The following is a 20298-nucleotide window of genomic DNA, read 5'->3' as shown; positions in this document are numbered from 1 at the left end:
AAACCCATCCGCTAATCCACAATATCATCGAAAAAAGTCATAAAATTTGTAGGCGAAAAAAATAGCAGGAATGGGTCGTTAAAGCTACTCATTTCTTTACCGGTTCAGAAGTCAAATATTTTGACCTTCAGGATAAGGAACAAGCAAAAAACTGGATACAAATAACTAAGGATATGAAAAAACTAAAAATCAAAATTCCCGTAATCCTTCCACAGGTACCTAATGAAAAAGACGCTTGTGTGGAAAGGCTAATTAAGGAACTGGAAGCCGAAAATGGCCTTGAAAAAGTCCACATAGCGGATGATCAGGAAGATACGGTGCCACAATTGTGCTTTCATTACGATCCGGATATAATTTCTATTGACCGCATTCAATCATTGGCAGAAAGAACCGGGGCTGAAATTACCGCGAAATATGGACATTTGCTTATAGAGGTTGAGGGGATTAGACATACCCGGCATGCAAGGACTATAGAAAAGAGTCTGTTGAATATCAATGGTGTTTTGGAAGCTTCCGCCAATGCCGGAGGAATGATCCGTTTAGAATATGATAAACGGGAAACAAGTTTTGATGAGATAACTACAAAGCTCGAAAAAGAAAACCTACAAGTTAAAAAAAGCTCCTCTGCTGAGAATAAGGGCTTTAAATCTGCCGAAAAGAATCCTCAAAATTTAAATAAAGAAAAGGTAAGGGATATAGAAGAACAAAAGCATAAAGATACTGATCTCCAGAATCATAGAGAAGCGGATAGCCACGGGGCCGGGGAAGAACATTCCCACGCCCACGGAGGTATTTTTGGGAAAAACACCGAACTTATTTTTGCTATTATTTGTGGTGCTCTTTTGGGTATTGGTTTTGGTTTGTCCTACGTAACATCAATACCGGAATGGGTCAGCTTATCCCTATACATAGGTGCCTACTTTTTTGGAGGTTACTTTACAGCAAAAGAAGCCATACAGACCGTAGCCAAAGGTGGATTTGAAATTGATTTTCTCATGTTGGTCGCAGCTATAGGAGCAGCTATTCTTGGGGAATGGGCTGAAGGAGCTTTGTTATTATTTCTCTTTAGCCTGGGGCATGCCTTGGAGCATTATGCAATGAACAAAGCACGAAAATCTATAGCTGCACTGGCAGAACTGGCGCCAAAAACAGCTTTGGTTAAGAAAAATGGTAAAACGGAAGAAGTTGGTATCGAAAAACTCAATATTGGGGATATCATTGTGGTGAAACCAAATAGTAAAATATCTGCAGATGGCGTAGTGGTAGATGGGCAGAGTAGTGTTAACCAGGCTCCAATAACCGGGGAGAGTGTACCGGTAGATAAAGTTCCCGTAGAAGATGTTGAGAAGGATTACTCAGAGGTAGATGATATTAAAGATGAAAACCGCGTTTTTGCCGGAACGATCAATGGGAACAATACTTTGGAGATTAAAGTTATCAAAGCAGCCAAAGATTCAACGCTTTCCCGATTGGTGAAACTGGTTAACGAAGCTCAGACTCAAAAATCGCCTACCCAGTTGCTCACCGATAAATTTGAAAAATATTTTGTGCCGTCCGTCCTTATTTTGGTCGGGATTCTTTTGTTTGCTTTTTTAGTTATTGACGAACCCTTTAGCGCCAGCTTTTACAGGGCGATGGCCGTATTAGTAGCTGCAAGTCCCTGTGCGTTGGCAATCTCGACCCCAAGTGCTGTATTAAGTGGAGTGGCCAGAGCTGCCCGTGGCGGGGTATTAATTAAAGGAGGGCGCCCTCTGGAGGACCTGGGGGTTATTACCGCCCTAGCCTTTGATAAAACCGGAACTCTAACGGAAGGAAAGCCAAAACTTACCCAAGTGGTGCCACTTGGGGATATTTCAGACAATGAACTTCTCAAAATAGCAGTAGCCGTGGAAGGTCTTAGTGATCACCCCCTGGCCAAAGCTGTAGTTCGTGATGGAAAAGAGCGTCTGGAAGGCGAGGAAATCCCAAATGCCTCTAATTTAGAGGCAGTTCTGGGTAAAGGGATTAAAGCATCATTTGGCAATGATAAAATCTATATAGGTAACCTCGACCTGTACGAAGGGCTTGATGAGAGTACACCTTCCGAAAAAATAGCTACGAAAGTGCGTGGTCTTGAAGGTGGTGGAAATACAACAATGCTTATACGAAAAAATGAAGAATATATAGGCATCATTGCATTAATGGATACCCCTCGTGAAGCCGCCAAGGGAACCCTTAAAAAATTAAAAGAAATAGGAATTAAACGAATGATCATGCTTACTGGTGATAACCAGAAGGTAGCAGACGCAGTAGCAGAAGAAATAGGATTGACCGATGCCTGGGGTAGTTTATTACCGGAAGAAAAAGTGGATGCTATAAAAGAATTAAAAGAAAAGGAATCCAAGGTGGCAATGGTGGGCGATGGCGTTAATGATGCCCCTGCCATGGCAAACAGCACTGTAGGAATAGCTATGGGTGCTGCGGGAAGTGATGTAGCCCTGGAAACGGCGGATATTGCGCTAATGGCCGATAAGTTGGAAACCCTGCCCTTTGCCATAGGTTTAAGCAGGAAGGCAAAGGCGATTATCAGGCAAAACCTTTGGGTTAGCCTTGGTATTGTGGCCCTGCTTATACCTTCAACCATATTCGGCTTGGCAAATATTGGAGTGGCGGTAGTAATCCATGAAGGTTCGACGCTTCTGGTGGTTTTTAATGCGTTAAGGCTTTTGGCTTATAAAAAAGATTAGATCCGGACTTAGACTGTTTTTCGAAAGAATATAAAATGACAAAAACGGAAAAAAAATTATCGTCAAAAGGGATACGTCCCACTGAAATGAGGTTGAAAATTTACAAATACCTCAAAAGGAAAACTTATGCAGTAAGTTTAAATGAAATGCAAAAAGTCTTTATCAATAAAAATATCAAAACAGCCAATAAGACCACTTTCTACAGGGCGATAAAGCTCTTTGAGAAAAAAAGCATGGTGCACCAAATTGACGATGGAACTGCTTTTGCAAAATATGCGATTTCCGATGAAAACGCCAAAGGTAAACACAGTACAGATTTACATATGCACTTTCATTGTACCAATTGTAAGAAAACAATCTGTTTACCAAATAAAATATCGGAAGAGAGTTTGCCAAACCAGTATGAGGTGAACGATGTGAACCTAGTTTTAAAAGGGATATGTAAAAACTGTAGTAAAAAATAATAGGTGGGAGTGCCTTAAGCCTGAATCCCAGCCCCCAATGGTCAAGCTTAAGGTTTTTTCCACCGTAACTAACTTAAAAAAATGTGAATATGGAAAAATTTGATGTAACTATAATAGGATCTGGCCCGGGCGGGTATGTAAGTGCGATCCGTTGCGCCCAATTAGGATTAAAAGTAGCCATTATTGAAAGGTACAACACGCTTGGCGGCACCTGCCTTAACGTGGGCTGTATCCCGTCAAAAGCCTGGTTGGAAGCCTCTGAGCATTATTACAAACTCAAGCATCAATTCGAAAATTTTGGGATTGATGTTAAAGAGGCCAATGTCGATATCCTGAAAATGAACCAAAGGGTTCAGGATGTGGTACAGGAAATCATCAATGGTGTTGATTATCTGATGAAAAAGAACAAGGTTGCCGTCTATCAAGGCCACGGCACCATCAAGGACAAAAACACGATTGAGATTAAGGGCGGGGACAAAACGGAAACCATAACAACCGATAAAATCATCATTGCCACAGGGTCCAAACCCGCTTCACTGCCCAATATTAAAATAGACAAAAAGCGTATCATCTCTTCCACCGAAGCCCTTGCCCTACAGGAAATCCCCAAGCACTTAATGGTCGTTGGGGGTGGCGTTATCGGTGTTGAGATAGGTTCCGTATTCGCCCGCCTGGGTTCAAAGGTTTCCATAGTAGAATATTTTGATAGCCTTATCGCCACTATGGACGGCGCACTGGGACATCAATTGCACCGTTCCCTTAGAAAACAGGGAATTGATTTTTATTTGGAACATAAGGTGACAAACGCAACGGCAACTGAGGATAAAGTAGAATTGAAAGCGGAAAATCTTTCCGATAAAGAAGAAATGAGTTTAGATGGCGATTACTGTCTTATGGCCATTGGCCGAAAACCATACACCGCCAGTTTAGGGCTTGAAAATATAGGAGTGGAAACCAATGAGAAAGGACAGATAACGGTAGATAAAAACCTTGAAACCAATGTCAAGGGTGTGTATGCCATTGGGGATGTAATCCGGGGGGCAATGCTTGCCCATAAAGCCAGTGAAGAAGGCGTTTTTGTAGCCGAAAGCATAGCAGGTCAAAAGCCACATATCAATTATTCCCTTATCCCAAATATCGTGTACACCCAGCCTGAGGTCGCCGGTGTAGGCTTGACGGAAGAAGAACTGAAGAAGACCAATAGAAGTATAAAAACGGGCTCTTTTCCCTATAAGGCAAACGCACGGGCGAAGATAAGTATGGATACGGATGGTTTTATCAAGGTAATCGCAGATAAGGAAACCGATGAGATATTGGGCGTGCATATGATAGGCCCTCGCATAGCAGACAGTTATACCGAAGCGGTGGTAGCGATGGAATTTAGGGCGGCTGCCGAGGATATTGCAAGAATGTCACACGGTCACCCCACATTTTCCGAGACCTTTAAGGAGGCCTGTCTGGCAGCTACCGAAGACAGGGCGTTGCATATTTAAAGTTGACCTAACAGTAAGTTCTTAAAAATTAAGACGCTACTGAGCTTTTTGAAATATTAAGGTTTAAGTAATGAACTCAAAAAACAGATAAGATAAAATGGGGCAATCAGTTCGAAATCAATCCACTATTGGGTATATCAGGGAAACGGCAACAAAGTTCCTCGACAGGGAAACAGCTGGGGGGATTTTTTTAATAATTGCTACTATAGTTGCCCTTCTTTTAGCTAATTCAAAGTGGGCAGGTGCCTATCATCATTTTCTTGGCGATGAATTGCTTTTTGAATTTTCCGAGCATCTTAGTTTTGGGCTAACAATTGAAGAATGGATCAATGATGGCCTAATGGCAATTTTCTTTTTGGTTGCCGGCCTTGAATTGAAGAGGGAGGTTATGGTGGGGGAATTATCTTCAATTAAAAAAGCCTCAGCCCCATTGTTGGCAGCTTTAGGTGGCATGGCAGTTCCGGCCCTCATTTTTATTAGCCTAAATTTAGGCACTGAAAATATAAAGGGTTGGGGCATCCCTATGGCTACCGATATCGCATATTCACTAGGGATTATTGGCCTACTGGGAAAAAATGTCCCCAGGCAGTTAAAAACATTTTTAATAGCCCTCGCTATTGCTGACGATATAGGTGCCATATTGGTGATAGCATTGTTTTATAGCAACGAGTTGAGCTGGATATACCTTGGATCGGGCATGGGGGCATTTGGGTTATTATTATTAATGAATTGGACTGGGATCAAAAATTTGATTTGGTATATTATTATTGGGATCATCTTATGGTATTGCTTCCTTAATTCGGGGATCCATCCAACTATTGCGGGAGTACTTTTTGCCATTACCATTCCAATAGTGCCCAAATTAGACAGTAAAATATTAAAAGAAAGGACCGCCACAAACGTTACTAATCTTGAGAAAACAGAGCTGGAAAAATTAAATCCTCTTCAGGATAAAAAACAACAAATAATTTTAAAAGCTATTAAAACAGATACTGAGAATTCAAGGCCTCCTTTGCTCAAACTGGAAAATTCCCTTGTTGATTTCAATGCTTTCTTTATCATTCCAATTTTTGCAGTCGCGAATGCGGGAGTAAAGCTCGATGTAAATTTAATTGAGGTTGTTTCCGGTTCTTTAGGGCTGGGGATCCTTTTGGGATTAGCTATTGGGAAAGTAACAGGGATTGGTATTTTTACATTGATCGGGCAAAAACTTGGAGTTTCCGAATTACATATTACACTAAACTGGAAACATATAATTGGAATTGGTATGATCGCGGGAATTGGCTTTACCATGTCCCTTTTTATTACCAATCTCGCATTTAATGATCAGGAATTGATTAAAATTTCGAAAATAAGCATTTTGATAGCTTCATTACTTGCAGCTATTGGCGGTGCGGTAATTCTCTTATTAACTTCCAATAAAGGAAGGAAAAATATAGTTAAGTGATATGGGAGAAATGAACAAAAGTACTTTTATAGTAAGTCAAATGGACTGTCCTTCAGAAGAACAGATGATCCGGATGAAATTGGAATCTTATGCTCAAGTGAAATATTTGGATTTTGATATACCCAATCGAAAACTTGAAGTATATCACCTTGAAGGGAATGAGGAAATCAAAGCCTCGATTTCAGAATTAAAATTAGGTGATAAATTTATGGGGACCGAAGAAGCCGAGCCTCCCGTAATAGAAGACCAATCCAAACAGAAAACAATCCTTTGGTGGGTCCTGGGGATAAATTTCGGCTTTTTCATTATCGAAATGACCACGGGGTGGATTTCTTCTTCTATGGGCCTAATTGCAGATTCTTTGGATATGCTGGCAGATTCGATAGTATATGCGCTAAGTTTATTTGCAGTAGGTGGTGCCATTTCCAGAAAAAAGAAGGTGGCAAAATTCAGCGGCTACTTTCAAATTGCATTGGCAACACTTGGTTTTGCAGAGGTATTAAGAAGGTTTTTTACAAGTAGTGAAACACCAATGTTCGAATGGATGATCATAGTTTCCATTTTAGCCTTACTGGGGAACCTTATTTCGCTCTGGTTGATAAATAAGGCCAAAAGTAAGGAGGCGCATATGCAGGCCAGTGCTATTTTTACGTCCAATGATATCATCGTAAACGGCGGGGTGATACTGGCCGGGGTGCTGGTCTATTTTCTGGATAGCAAATGGCCCGATTTGGTAATTGGCGGCATCGTTTTCACGTTTGTAATGCGGGGCGCCATAAGAATTTTAAAATTATCTAAATAATGCAAATATATGTTGCACAAGACGTTGGGCAAGAATAAGGAAATTATGAATAAAAGTAGTGTAGCATTATTAATTTTACTGTTGTTGGTAATAGACCAGGCCATAAAGATTTATGTGAAGACCCATTTTTATTATGGCGAGGAATATTTTGTGTTTGGCCTGGATTGGTTTCGCTTACATTTTTTGGAGAATGCCGGCATGGCCTGGGGCTTTAAATTTGGCGAAGGTTATCTGGCCAAATTTGTTTTAATACTATTTCGCTTCGTAGCCGTTATTTGGGGGACCTTTTATATCAAAAAGATGATACGTGAAGGATATGCAAAAGTCTTTATAATCTGTGCCGCATTTATATACGCAGGTGCATTGGGCAATTTGATTGACGGTGCATTTTACGGACTGATTTTTGAAAAAAGTGATCCCGCACTTCGCAATATTGCAGAAATATTCTCCTCAGGCGGTGGTTATGCCGGATTTTTAAATGGCAATGTGGTGGATATGTGGTACTTCCCTATTATTGATACAAGGCTTCCGGAATGGCTGCCATTATGGGGAGGTAATGAATTTACTTTTTTCGACCCTGTATTCAATACCGCAGATGTTTGGATTAGCACGGGAGTGATTTTACTCCTGATCTTTCAAAGCCAACAAAAAAAAGACCAGAAAATATCGGATAAGAAAAAGTTGAAATATACTGAAAGTAACAGGACAATTATAAAAATCGATTAGTTATGAACGCTTGGCTTTGGGTAGTAGTATTGGGATTGGCAGCTTGGGCTGCCCATTGGGGTGCTGATCAACTCCTTACCCCTTTAAAGATGCTGCGCAAACAATGGGGGCTTACTGCTTCTGCAGGGGCAGCTTTCCTGGCTATTGTAACAGCGAGCCCTGAAGTGGCGATAAATATTACGAGCGCCGCCCGTGGGGTATCTGATATCGGGTTGGGGAATTTGCTTGGTTCCAATATCATTTCCATTCCGCTCATGGTAACCATTGCATACTTTGCTTCCAGAAGAAAGTTTAAAAACAATAAGGAGCATCAAAAACATTTGGATGCCAACCTGCTGGCCCTGAACAAACGTTCCGTCTCGGTATTATCTATCCCCTATCTGGTAATTATCGGGTTGGTGGCTATATTAACGCTTCCCAAAGCCTGGCGTGGATTACAACCCATTGATGGGTGGATCATGCTGGCTGCCTATGCGGCTTTTTTAACGCATGCCATTATAAAAGGCAGGGAAAAGGGTCAGAAGGTAGAATGGGATAAAAAGAAAATATGGCTTTCGGTTGCAGGGGCCCTGGCCATAGCCGTGGGGGCTTTTTTTATTGTAAAAGCTACCGAAAATATTGTTTCGGCACTGAATATTTCCGAAATTGTTGGAGGGTTGTTTATCACCGGAATTATGACTACCGCCCCTGAAATATTCAAAACATGGAGTGTGGTAAAGGGAGGTGAAGTGACTGCGGGTACCACCAGTGTGATTGCAGATAATGCCGTTACCATGACAGTGGCATTTTTCCCCCTGGCACTGGTAACGACCCCAATCGAAGATTTCCAGTTGTTTTGGGTCAACCTGGCTTTTGTAGGACTGATGCCGCTTTTATATTCAGTATTTGTCCATCAAAGCAAGGAACTTCACGGGTTCAGCAGATGGCAGATATTCGTTTTCGATGCAGCGTATATTGTATATCTTTTAACTATGGTGTTTTTTGTTCTAAAACTATTTTAAAAAATGAAGGAGGATTTATTTAAGGATTACCAGGAGAGGCTTAATGTGCTGGATGAAAATATTAGAGCAGTAGCATTAAAATATGCAAGGGATTTCTATTTGAACAAAAATTGTTCAAAAGAAGAGGCTATTGAGCGTGGCATCGTAAAGGCAGAGATGGAAAAAAGGAATTTAGATAGAAATGGATAATATATTACTAATAGTATTATGGCAGAATTAAAAAAATCTCTGGGTACTCTTCGCCTTACTTTTTATGGTGTAGGTACCATTGTTGGTGCTGGAATATATACTGTAATTGGTGCAGCCGCTGGACAGGCGGGAACAGACCTTTGGTTGAGTTTTATTTTTGCCGCCATTGCGGCCAGTGTCTCGGCAATGTCGTATGCAGAGCTGTCCTCTACCTATCCTAATGCCGGTGCAGAATTCATTTTTGTACGGAAAGCTTTTCCAAAAATCGACATTCCATCTTTTCTAACAGGTTGGACGATTGCATTTCACAGTTCGGCCACCATCGCCGCGGTGCTACTTGCTTTTTCAGGGTATTTCAATACGTTTTTTAACATCCCTTCCTTACTGGTTAGCTATGCTGTGCTACTGATTCTTGCATTTATAAGCATTACGGGCATCAAAAAATCATCTACCGCCAATATCATTATGGTCAGTATTCAGCTATTGGGATTGTTTATTCTTATTGCGGTCGGACTTTTGGAAACAGGACCACCAAAATCAGAATTTTTTAAAGTGGAGTCCTTTTCCGGCACCCTGGCAGCGACTGCTACCTTATTTTTTGTTTATACCGGCTTTGAGCATATGGCAGCATTGGGTTCCGAGGTAAAAAATCCGGGCAAGACGATTCCGAGGGCATTTTTATTGACAATGGTGTTTACCACAATTATATACCTACTAATATCTTTTACGGTACTCAATATAAGTGACCCCGCAGAAATAGCAAAGGTAAATTCCCCATTGTCGCTGGCCGCTTCAAATTTAAATTCCTGGTTGCCCGTAGCCCTGGCAGTTGCGGCACTTTTTGCTACGGCTAATGCGGCTTTTAGTGGCATTATTTCCATTAGCAGGTTGCTTTTCGGTATGGCAAGCGTGGGCGAGCTTCCAAAATTTATGACCAAGACCAATGCACAGAAAGTACCCTGGGTAACTACACTGGTGGTTATGGCTGCGGTAGCGGCATTTTTGTTATTGGGAGATATTAAAATTGTCGCAGGAATGTCCTCTTTAGGGGCGTTACTCGTTTTTGTAGCTGTGAATATTGCACTCATCGTTTTGCGTTATAAAGCACCTGACAAAGAAAGACCTTTTAAAGTTCCCCTTTCCATAGGGAAAGTACCTATCCTACCCATTTTGGCCATAATTATTAGCCTGTCTCTGGTAGTTCAGTTTAACTGGCAGGTGTATGTTGCTTTTGTGGGAGCAATTATAGTGGGCATCGTGCTGGATTATTTTTTGGACAAAAAGTCAAAGAATGAGATGGATCCCGAAAAAGAAAAAGAACTGTTCAACCATTAAAATGAAGCTATGGAATGGACCTTTGAAGAATTTAAAACCAGTTTGGATGGCCTCCATCCTGCAGTGAAGCAAAAAGCCCTGGAAATTGCTAAAAGTCTGGTTATAGAAAAGAATTATACTAAGGGAAATGCCATAAAAGAAGGAATTATGAAAGCTGAAGAATGGTTTTACGATTTAGGCGGTTAATAATTAATAAAAATAGATATGTTACAAATTATAGAGATTTCAGGAGATAATATTATTGCAACCAGAGCATCGGGAGATTTATCCGAAATGGATATTGAGAAGGTACATCCCATTATTCATGCTATTTTGGACAAAGGATTAAACGTACGCTGGTATTTTGAAATGGAGAATTTTACCGGCTGGGATTTTCCAGGCCTGTGGGAAGATCTAAAAATGGATACTGCCCACGCAAAAGATTATGAAAAAATCGCCATGGTAGGTGATAAAAAATGGCAGGACTGGATTACAAAGTTCATGAAACCTTTTACCAATGCTGAAGTAAAATATTTTGACTTAGAGGAAAAGGAGATTGCCAAAAAGTGGATTAAACAATAAAGCTTTTATTTAAACAATTAATTGAAAAACTGAATGTATAATTAAAATTAAAAAACCATGAAAATAATAGTTCCGATTGATTTTAGTCAAAGTTCCAAAATTGGAGTTGAGTATGCCATAAAGGTGGCCGAATCTTTAAATTCAGAAATTATCTTTGTTCATGCCTATTCTGAAGGTTATCAATATGCCGGATACGGGGCTATAGTTTATCCGGTTCCCGACAACTTTAGTTCTTATCAGAAATTGTACAAAGAAAAAATGCTGGAATTTCTCGAAAATTTTCCACGTCTGGCGACAATAAAATATAAGAGTATGGTAGCCCCAGGAAGACCTTCAGATATAATTTATCAATTAGCAACAGAAGAAAAAGCAGGTTTGATAATTATGGGGACAGAAGGTGCAGGTGAGGTAGAAGGTTACCTTGCAGGAACTACCAGTGAAAAAGTGAGCAAGGATGTACCCTGCCCTGTGCTGGTTGTACCTGAAGATTTAGAAACTTTTGGTTTAAAAAGAATTTGTCTGGCGCTGGATTCAGATAATCTGAAACCTGATAGGGAACTAAAGGTTCTGGCTGATCTATTAAAGGCATTTAACGCGCGCCTTTTTATATTTCATTTTGCTAAAAGTAAAGATGAAGTTATTAAAGAACAGGAGATAAAAAACTATTATGAGGAGTTTTTTAATCTACAGAATATTTCTGTTCACCTTTTTTCCGAAGGGAAAACTGAAGATAAAATAACCGGTTTTTTGAAAGATAATGCCATAGATATTTTGGCGCTACTTTACAGGAAACATGCCTTTATAGAAAAACTAACTGAACTGGGGCTGAGACGGAAAATGATTTTCAAATCAGAAGTTCCTGTACTTATTTTAAAATGATAGTAGGATTGAAAACAAATCTGCATTTTTAAGTTTATGAAGTCACTATTTTTTAGAAATTAACTGAATTCCTGAGCTTCATACCTTCAGTAAGACCACAGAATTATTTGTGAAATATTCCTATGGTATCCTAGGTGCCCTAAATTAAGGCAATTGTAAGACTACAGTACAATGAATTTTTATCTAATTAGAGGGAATAAACCCTTTTTAAAGCGATAAGTTTGCAATTTACCCAAAAGAAAGTGTAGAAGAAAAATGTCAAAATATAGGAGAAATAGAAGAAAGAAGAAGGGTCAAAAATCTTCCCGGAATAAAATAACTAAAAAAGAAAAGCTTTTTGGAATTTTTTCATTAATCCTTTTGGTCATTGCATCATTTTTATTGTATTTTTTTGTCTTAAAAGACTTTATTCATAAGCCCTGATTATTTAAAAATGTTTACCTACCAACTTTTTCTTAATCTAATGATTCTATGGAATTCATTATTTTTCTTTTTAAAAGTTGAAGTTTTAAGAGGCGTAGAAAATTGACCTTTTGTAAACAAAATACTTCAATTAAAAACCGATTCCCTGTAATATAAGGAATCGGGAGTTCTCTGGTATTTCAATTCAAGTACTTCTAAAGGAGGGGCGACCAGAATTATACTCATATTATTGAGAACCTTCATAATACTCCTAATAGGTAGGCTGTCTCATAGGAGTAAATACAAAGCTTCCAAGTTAGAAACTTTAAACGTACAAACGAGGTTTTCGCCGTTGGTAAATCTTTTAAGAAGCTTAATACTATATATTCCTACAACTTTAAAAATATATTCTTAAGATAATAACTTTCAATATTTAGATTATTAAAAAATAAATTTTAGATTTGTCTAAATAATATTTTAGGTAATGAAAATAGAATGGTTAAGTCTAATTATTTTTATCGCTTTTTTTACATCCTGTGAAAAATTAGCTGATGAATATGGTCCTGTTCCTCCAAAGGAAAATGAACTTCTTGATGGCCCTGTAGAAGGATTATCAGTTGAAGAGCAGATTCAGTTCTTGAATGGGGATATAGCGTTCAATGATGAAGTATTTACCGCAGAAACTGGACTCGGCCCCGTTTTCGTAGGTACTAGCTGTGTTAGTTGTCATTCTGGGGATGGTAAAGGTCACCCGTTTAATCAATTTATAAGATTCGGTCAAAGTGATACTTTAGGAAATCCTTTTGCAGACTTTGGGGATGGTAAAAATCAATTACAGAATAAAGCAATTCAGGGGTTTCAGCCTGAAAAGCTACCTCCAGGAGCACCCTTCACAACCTTGGTTGCGCCTGCGGTCACAGGATTAGGTTTTTTGGATGCTGTTCCAGATGAAAGTATACTTTCTCTAGCCGATCCTTATGATGAGAATGGCGACGGAATAAGTGGTAGAGCTCATTTCGCATATCCTCCTGAATATGTTCAAATTCGGCCAAATAGTATTTCACGTGGAGGTAAATATATTTTTAGGTTTGGTAAAAAGGCAATTAGTTATGACTTATTGCATCAAACAGTAGGTGCGTATAATCAAGATATAGGTATTACATCATTATTTGAACCTATAGATCCTTATAGCGGGCTGGAAGAGGACCCGGAAATCAGTACTCAGGTAGTTAACGAGGTGGTTTTTTATTTAAAAACCTTAAAAGCTCCGATACCTCGAAATCAAAATGATCCTGATGTTGTATCTGGCAAACAAATTTTTTCCCGAATTCAATGTGCTGCCTGCCATACCCCAAGCATGAAAACGGGATATTCGCCTATCGAAGCACTATCTAATAAAGGATTTCATCCCTATACAGATTTACTACTTCATGATATGGGTCCTGGTCTGGACGATGGATATACCGAAGGTTTTGCTGAAACATCCGAATGGAGAACCCCTCCGCTATGGGGAATTGGCCTTTCTGAAAACTCACAAGGAGGAGGTTTGTTTCTTTTACATGATGGCAGGGCAAGAAGTATTGAGGAAGCCATTTTGATGCATGGCGGTGAAGCCAAAAATTCAAGGGATGAGTTCAATGCCCTATCGAATCAGGAAAAAAAGCAACTACTTGAATTTATAAATTCATTATGATGAAAAGAAAAAAATTTATCCAAACCCTTTCCTCTGTTGCTATAACAATACCAAGTTTAGGTTTTTTACATTCATGCAGTGGAATTTACTATGCTACAGCAAAGGAAGAGGTAGATAAGTTAACCATAGCGAAGCATGAGTTTATTCTTGAAAAAAATAACAAGGTGTCTAAAAGAGAGTTTGTCCTTATACAAAATAACAAATACAGATTCCCTATTTGTCTATATAAAGTTGGTGAAGACTATATAGCTTCCTTACTAAAATGCACTCATCGAGGGTGCGAGCTTAATGTTGGTGGGGGTATCTATAGTTGTCCTTGCCATGGAAGCCAATTTTCCAATGAAGGAACCGTATTACAAGGACCTGCTGAACAAAAACTAAAAACATTTCCAACGAAAACAGACGATGAAAACATCTATATTTTATTCTCCTAATTATTTGATCATTACCTTAATATTGTTCACCCTCAGTGGAAATTTAATAGCCCAAAACGAGGATGATATACTTAAAAGAACGAAGTCAGATACAACAGATACTCAACTTAACATGGATGCGGTATACAATCGACCAGCTCTAACAATAAATAAAGCTCCGGTATCTATTGGGGGATATCTTGAAGCCAATTCGATATATGCAGTGGAAGATGGATTGACAGAAGGATTATCTTTTCAAGCACGACGTTTAACATTATTTCTGTCTGCCTCAATTAACAAAAGAATTAAATTTTTAACGGAAGTAGAGTTTGAAGAGGGAGGTAAAGAGATTGCCATAGAATTTGCTGCTATGGATATCTCCTTTGATCCTCTTCTCAATTTACGAGGTGGAATAATCTTGAATCCAATCGGTGCTTTTAATCAAAATCACGATGGTCCTAAATGGGAGTTTGTAGAAAGACCTGATGTGGCAGTAAAATTACTACCCGCCACTTTTTCTAATGCAGGTTTTGGAATGTATGGTAAAACAAATACTGGAGATTGGATTATCGGATATGAAGCATACCTCTCAAATGGATTTGACAATAGTATAATTAATAATTCAAAAGATCGAACCTCTCTTTCATCCGTTAAAGAAAATGAAGAGCGTTTTGAAGAAAATTTCAGCGGTGACCCTTTAATTACTACAAAACTCGCTATAGGAAATAGAAATATAGGTGAGGTTGGTTTTTCTTATATGGGCGGTACATACAATCGTGTAATGGAAGATGGACTACAGATAGATGAAAAGAATAGGAGGGTGGATGTCTTCGCTATTGATCTTAGCACTACTATTGAATCAACCGGCACTTATATTGTTGGAGAAGGCGCTTATGTGTGGGTGGATGTGCCAAAAACATTTACGCAACAGTTTGGAAATAAACAAGCAGGATTTTTTCTGGATGTAGTTCAACCAGTGTTGCAAAAGAAAATGTTCGGTTGGGAAAATGCATCCTTAAACGTCTCCGCTCGGACAGATTATGTTGATTTTAATATTGGTAACTTCACTCAAACTAATACAAATATAGGGGATGATTTAATTGCGGTTACTCCTTCCATAAGTTTTAGACCGTCACCTGCAACGGTTTTAAGGTTGAATTATCGTTATCAGTGGCAGAATGACATTTTAAATAATCCAGCCACAAAAACGGCCACCTGGTACCTAGGTTTTAGCACCTATTTTTAAGAATGATATGCTTTTTTAACTAATGGAGTGGGCTGCTCGGGGTAGCATGATTAGTTTATCTTTCGGATAATTACAATATTACGAAGCAGAAGGCTTAAAATTTCTCAGTTTTTTAGAGAAGTTGGAGAAAATGTTCCAGGCGCAAAGCTTAGTCAATAAAATGCTTAACATGAGTCTGCAGCCATATTTTAAAAGAAAATTCAATTTAAATGTATCTTTTTAGAAAATTAAAGGTCTCCGTAGTAAACAATAAAATTTATAAGTATGAATGATTGTAAATGTACTAATTGTGATTGCACTAAATGTAATTGCATAAATTGTTTAGATAACAATTGCCCTTGTACAAAATGTGAATGTGGTAAATGCGATTGTTGCTGAATTGAATAAAGGTTGGTTTAAAAGCTAACCTTTATTTATTTTTGAACTATGGAGACTCAAAAAGTTTGGCACAATTTCAATGAAGAGTTATTCTTCTTTATTCTCAAAAAAGTAAAAAATGAAAGTGCTACAAATGATATTTTTCAAAATACATTTTTAAAAATCCATAAAAAATTACATCAACTTGAGAATGATGAAAAAGTAAGAGCCTGGATTTTTCAAATTGCTCGAAACGAGATAGCAAACTACTTCAATAAAGAATCTGTTTATTTACCGAGTGTTAATTTACAGAATGAAACTGCTTTAGAAAAATATCAGTCAATATGCTGTTTTGATAAATTCGTATATGAACTACCAGATATTTATAAAAAGATAATTGAATTGATTTATATCAAAGGACTAAAACAAAAGGAAGCGGCTGAAATCTTAGAAATAAGTCTTACAAATGTCAAGGCTAGAACACGAAGAGCTAAAGATATTTTAAAACAAAAATTCAATGAATGTTGTAAATACGAGTTTGATAAAGATGGCAAATTAATTGGAGAATCCAATTGCTCTATTTGTAAATCATAATTAAAAATACATCCGCCCACAAATCCATCGCAGATAACAGGTATTGTTAAATAATAGGATTTTAGCATTTCATAATGAAACGATTAAAAACTGAGAAAGGGATAGAATGGTAACTTTAGTTGTTTCCCAATATCATATTTTTTATGCCAATCCTTTTTGAGTAAAAAATTGCTTTTAATCATTATATTAAATCAAAAAATAATCTACCAATTATCTTCAAGAGGGCTGTGATCACTCCACTCCACTCCATTGAAAAAAATCAAATTTTCTTGGTGTAATTAAAAGAGGCTTCTATATTTGCATTTATTTTTAATAAATCTAAATAAGAATAATGAAACACATTACTTTTCTCGCCTTAATGGCCTTAAGCCTCTCTGCTTTCTCCCAATCAGGATTAAAAGGGGAAATAAAAAATGAAACAAATGAACCTATTGCCGGTGCCTCTATTTATATCGAGGAATTACAAAAAGGAACTACTACAAATTTTGACGGGTTTTATAAACTCCAGGAGGTTCCCCCTGGAAACTGGAAGGTAACGGTCAAAATGTTGGGTTATCAAACTATAGAGCAAATTATAGAAATTGGACGAGATTCCTTAACAACCTATAGTGTGAACCTTCAGGATACGTATGGAAGTTTGGATGAAGTGGTGATTTCTGCAAGCAGGAACCCGGAATATCTTTCAGAAATTCCAGCTTCTGTTACTGTGGTGAACTCAGAAAAGCTGCGGGAATTTACTAAAATCTCCTCCAATATTAACGAGATTCTAGCATATACAGTGCCCGGTCTTGCTGTAAGCACAGGAACATTTTCCAATTGGGGACAAACATTAAGAGGTAGGTCATTACTCGTTATGGTAGATGGAATCCCTCAATCCACCCCGCTACGTAATGGACAATTGGGAATTAAAAGTATTAATCCTAACGATATAAGCAGAGTTGAAGTAATCAAAGGAGCTACTTCAATATTTGGAAATGGTGGTAGTGGAGGCTTTATCAATTATATCACCAAAAATCCAACCACTTCAGAAAAATTGAGCGGCACTACTGATATTTGGGGAACCTCCCAACTTTCCAATAGCCAAGATGCCTTGGGATATGGGGTATATCAATCCTTTTCCGGACAATTTAATAAGTTTAGTTACTATATAAGCGGAAGTATAGAACATACCGGGAATAAATACGATGCTGAAGGGATTCCCTTACTTCCTACTTATGGATTAGATAATACCGATATTTACAGCACGTATGGAAAACTGGAATATCTCCTTTCTTCTAATCAAAAAATAACCATTAACGGGAATCTTTATAAATCACTTCAGGATTCTCCTTTTATTCCGGTTTTTGCAAATATTCAGGTGTTTAATGACCAAGGGGATTACTCTTTAGAACCGGGTTATGGTATCGAAGGATCAATTCCTGGACAGGAACCAACTGGTTCCGAATTGATAAATGGGAGGTTAAAATACAATTTAAATAATATTTTCTCCGGTACCACAGATTTTGAAACCGATCTATATTATTCCAAAGCCAAAAGTATTTTCTTTTATTCTGATAAATTCGAAGACGGAGGGCAATCCGTGATCAATTCAGAAAAGTATGGCTTAAGACCTAATTTTAATACTCAGTTCAATTTGTATGGCGATATGAATATATCTCTGATCTATGGACTGGATCTTTTAAGGGATAAGACTAATCAGGGGCTGTTAGATGGAAGGCTTTGGGTGCCGAATATCGAACTGATGAGCGTAGCACCGTATTTACAAACCACTTTAAAACTAGATAAAAAATGGGCCTTTAAAGCTGGATTACGATACGATGATTTAAAAATGGATATTGCCAATTATAATACACTTCCCTATTCACCTAAAGGAGATGGTAACTTTAATCCTTCGGTCTCCGTTCAGGGCGGAGAGTTGGCGTTCGATAATCTGGCATTTAATATGGGAGTCCGGTATATTGAACATCAGGAATTCATTCCCTACATTAGTTATTCCCAGGGTTTCTCCATAGCTGATTTAGGTTCTATTTTAAGATCTGCAAGAGCTGAAAGTATAGACAACATTCAACTGGAGCCCGCAGTTACCAATAACTATGAATTCGGGTTTATTTCAAAATTTAATAATTTTCGTTTAGAGGCTGTAGGATACTACAGTACCTCTAATTTAGGTACTGGTGTTGTATTTAGTGATGAACTAAACTCGTTTATACCTTCTGAACAACCTCAGAAAATATTCGGTGGAGAGGTAGCAATAGATTATGCTCTCCCAAGCAATAAACTACTTATTGGGACTTCTTATTCGTATGTGGAAGGGCTTAAAAACCCAAACGATGATGAAAATAATTTAAGTTATGTTGGTGGTGATGTCATTTCTGCTCCAAAATTAACGGCTTATGTTACCTGGAAGCCAACAGAACAGTTTAATACTTCATTGAATGTTATGAGTTTAGGAGATCGAAACAGGTTTTCTCCTTTTCAGGATGGGGAAGGAAATTATGCTTTTAGGCATACGGAATTTCCTGTAAATGGATATACCCTGGTAAATCTAACGGCCACCTACCAAATTAAGAGTAATATTGATGTTTTCTTGGGTATCAATAACCTTCTTAATGAGTATTATTTACCGGCAAGATCTCAATGGGCGGCGCCATTAAGGTCTTTTACTACAGCTGGGGAGGGAGCGAATGCCCGTCTTGGTGTAACTTATAATTTTTAAAAGGGGTGGTAGTCGTTATTAAGAATTGATATTCAGAAGTAACGACTACCATTTTACACTAAAATTTATTGCTTGAAAGCATTTTCAAACATAGTTAAGAAAGTACATCTTTTTTTAGGAATAACATGTGGGGTTTTGGCATCCATTTCAGGTCTTACTGGTTCCATGTATGTATGGCAGCCGGAAATAACGTCGGCCTTAAATCAACGCTTACTACAAAGGGAATCTACTAATACTCTTTCGGAAAAGACATTATTAAAAACTTCCTCAGAACTTTATAGGAGTCAGAAAGATACTATAGCAAAGATATTCCTACCTTATCGAGAGCAGGAGACGGTTTCCATTATTTATAAGAATGGTCAAACCCTTTATTATCACCCGGAGACGGGAGTACCTTTAGGAAAAAAATCAGCTTCCATAAAATTGTTTGAAGATTTGTTGAAGATCCATCGAAGCCTTGGAATTCCTAAGATTGGCAAATACATTGTAGGTAGTAGTGCTATTATATTTTTCTTGTTTCTTCTTACCTCCGGTTTATTTCTATGGTGGAAAAAGTATAAATCAAATTTTAAAAAGGGAATTAAAATTAAATGGAAACGAAATAGAAAAAGATTTAACTACGATGTACATAAGTCACTTGGAATATTTTTTTCCCTTCCTTTGGCTGTAATGGCCTTTTCTGGTGGATATTTTACTTATAACAGCTACTATAAGGATGGTTTGAAGTTAATAGATGGTTTTATAGGCAATAAACAACCTGAAAAAAAGATTGAAGCAGGTACCGGGATCGATATACTGCACTTATTGGAGACTCCAGACAACCAATATGCACTCCGGGCAATTTATTTTCCTCAAGATGGAAATGAAGTGTATCAATTTAGATATATCAAAAACCGATTTATAAACCCCGGTCTAAGAAAAACCAGGGAATTAAAATTAGATAATAATAGTAATACCATTTATTCCTCATCCTTTAACGACGACCCGGTTAGCGAACAGATAGCAGCACAATTTTATCCGATTCATATTGGAGAAATGGCAGGCATGCTGGGGAGAATTTTAGTTTTTATCTCCGGGTTTGTCCCCCTAATATTATTTATTACCGGTCTCAGATTTTATTATTTTAGAACGGTAAGATAACGTCGAACAGGTGTTTAGTTTCAATTTTTTTAAACTTTTAATCTTAAAAATTCCCCGATAGCTTCGCCACGGTACTGCTAGCCGGACAGGCGGATATAGTTGGTTTTAAATTTT

Annotated in this window: 18 protein-coding genes; all 18 read left to right on the top strand. The window is 38.0% G+C overall.

The window, feature by feature from the left end; all coding sequences use genetic code 11:
* The first annotated feature begins 173 nt into the window (after positions 1–173).
* The gene (locus tag APB85_RS03140; protein WP_057482987.1) at positions 174–2726 is read left to right on the top strand and encodes a heavy metal translocating P-type ATPase; all 2553 of its coding nucleotides are present in this window, start codon (positions 174–176) and stop codon (positions 2724–2726) included.
* A gap of 35 nt (positions 2727–2761) precedes the next feature.
* Entirely contained in the window at positions 2762–3190 is a 429-nt protein-coding gene (locus tag APB85_RS03135; RefSeq protein ID WP_057482988.1) for a Fur family transcriptional regulator, read from the top strand.
* Between the two features lie 89 nt (positions 3191–3279).
* On the top strand, positions 3280–4683 hold the full coding sequence (lpdA, locus tag APB85_RS03130; protein WP_057482989.1) for a dihydrolipoyl dehydrogenase: 1404 nt from the start codon (positions 3280–3282) through the stop codon (positions 4681–4683).
* Between the two features lie 97 nt (positions 4684–4780).
* Entirely contained in the window at positions 4781–6130 is a 1350-nt protein-coding gene (gene nhaA / locus APB85_RS03125) for a Na+/H+ antiporter NhaA (RefSeq protein ID WP_057482990.1), read from the top strand.
* Between the two features lie 10 nt (positions 6131–6140).
* Positions 6141–6932 (top strand): cation transporter, encoded by a 792-nt coding sequence (locus APB85_RS03120; protein WP_217806691.1) that lies wholly within the window; start codon positions 6141–6143, stop codon positions 6930–6932.
* A gap of 45 nt (positions 6933–6977) precedes the next feature.
* Positions 6978–7658, top strand: a complete 681-nt coding sequence (locus APB85_RS03115; RefSeq protein ID WP_041579156.1) for a lipoprotein signal peptidase — start codon at positions 6978–6980, stop codon at positions 7656–7658.
* 2 nt (positions 7659–7660) lie between these two features.
* Positions 7661–8659, top strand: a complete 999-nt coding sequence (locus APB85_RS03110; RefSeq protein ID WP_013073444.1) for a sodium:calcium antiporter — start codon at positions 7661–7663, stop codon at positions 8657–8659.
* A gap of 3 nt (positions 8660–8662) precedes the next feature.
* Complete coding sequence (locus APB85_RS03105; RefSeq protein ID WP_013073443.1) at positions 8663–8848, top strand: hypothetical protein; 186 nt, start codon at positions 8663–8665, stop codon at positions 8846–8848.
* Positions 8849–8866: 18 nt separating this feature from the next.
* Positions 8867–10183 (top strand): APC family permease, encoded by a 1317-nt coding sequence (locus APB85_RS03100; RefSeq protein WP_013073442.1) that lies wholly within the window; start codon positions 8867–8869, stop codon positions 10181–10183.
* Positions 10184–10192: 9 nt separating this feature from the next.
* Positions 10193–10369: a hypothetical protein gene (locus APB85_RS17265; protein ID WP_013073441.1), complete on the top strand. Its 177-nt coding sequence runs from the start codon at positions 10193–10195 to the stop codon at positions 10367–10369.
* Positions 10370–10387: 18 nt separating this feature from the next.
* Positions 10388–10744, top strand: coding sequence for a SpoIIAA family protein (locus APB85_RS03095; protein ID WP_008615606.1), 357 nt, complete (start codon positions 10388–10390; stop codon positions 10742–10744).
* A gap of 57 nt (positions 10745–10801) precedes the next feature.
* On the top strand, positions 10802–11623 hold the full coding sequence (locus APB85_RS03090) for a universal stress protein (protein ID WP_013073440.1): 822 nt from the start codon (positions 10802–10804) through the stop codon (positions 11621–11623).
* A gap of 886 nt (positions 11624–12509) precedes the next feature.
* Positions 12510–13718 (top strand): di-heme oxidoredictase family protein, encoded by a 1209-nt coding sequence (locus tag APB85_RS03085; protein ID WP_013073438.1) that lies wholly within the window; start codon positions 12510–12512, stop codon positions 13716–13718.
* The gene (locus APB85_RS03080; RefSeq protein WP_013073437.1) at positions 13715–14152 is read left to right on the top strand and encodes a QcrA and Rieske domain-containing protein; all 438 of its coding nucleotides are present in this window, start codon (positions 13715–13717) and stop codon (positions 14150–14152) included. The genes APB85_RS03085 and APB85_RS03080 overlap by 4 nt, the downstream gene beginning before the upstream one ends.
* Positions 14124–15377, top strand: coding sequence for a hypothetical protein (locus APB85_RS03075; RefSeq protein ID WP_037317188.1), 1254 nt, complete (start codon positions 14124–14126; stop codon positions 15375–15377). The genes APB85_RS03080 and APB85_RS03075 overlap by 29 nt, the downstream gene beginning before the upstream one ends.
* 426 nt (positions 15378–15803) lie before the next feature.
* Positions 15804–16328 (top strand): sigma-70 family RNA polymerase sigma factor, encoded by a 525-nt coding sequence (locus APB85_RS03070; protein ID WP_013073435.1) that lies wholly within the window; start codon positions 15804–15806, stop codon positions 16326–16328.
* A 331-nt stretch (positions 16329–16659) separates the two neighbouring features.
* A complete protein-coding gene (locus APB85_RS03065) occupies positions 16660–19044 on the top strand; it encodes a TonB-dependent receptor (protein ID WP_041579150.1) in 2385 nt (794 codons plus the stop codon).
* Positions 19045–19116: 72 nt separating this feature from the next.
* On the top strand, positions 19117–20184 hold the full coding sequence (locus APB85_RS03060) for a PepSY-associated TM helix domain-containing protein (RefSeq protein ID WP_013073433.1): 1068 nt from the start codon (positions 19117–19119) through the stop codon (positions 20182–20184).
* Positions 20185–20298 lie beyond the last annotated feature (114 nt).

The sequence above is a fragment of the Salegentibacter mishustinae genome (genome assembly GCF_002900095.1).
Lineage (GTDB): Bacteria > Bacteroidota > Bacteroidia > Flavobacteriales > Flavobacteriaceae > Salegentibacter > Salegentibacter mishustinae.
The sequence above is the reverse complement of the archived record's forward strand: the minus strand, read 5'-3'. Positions and strand labels throughout refer to the sequence as shown.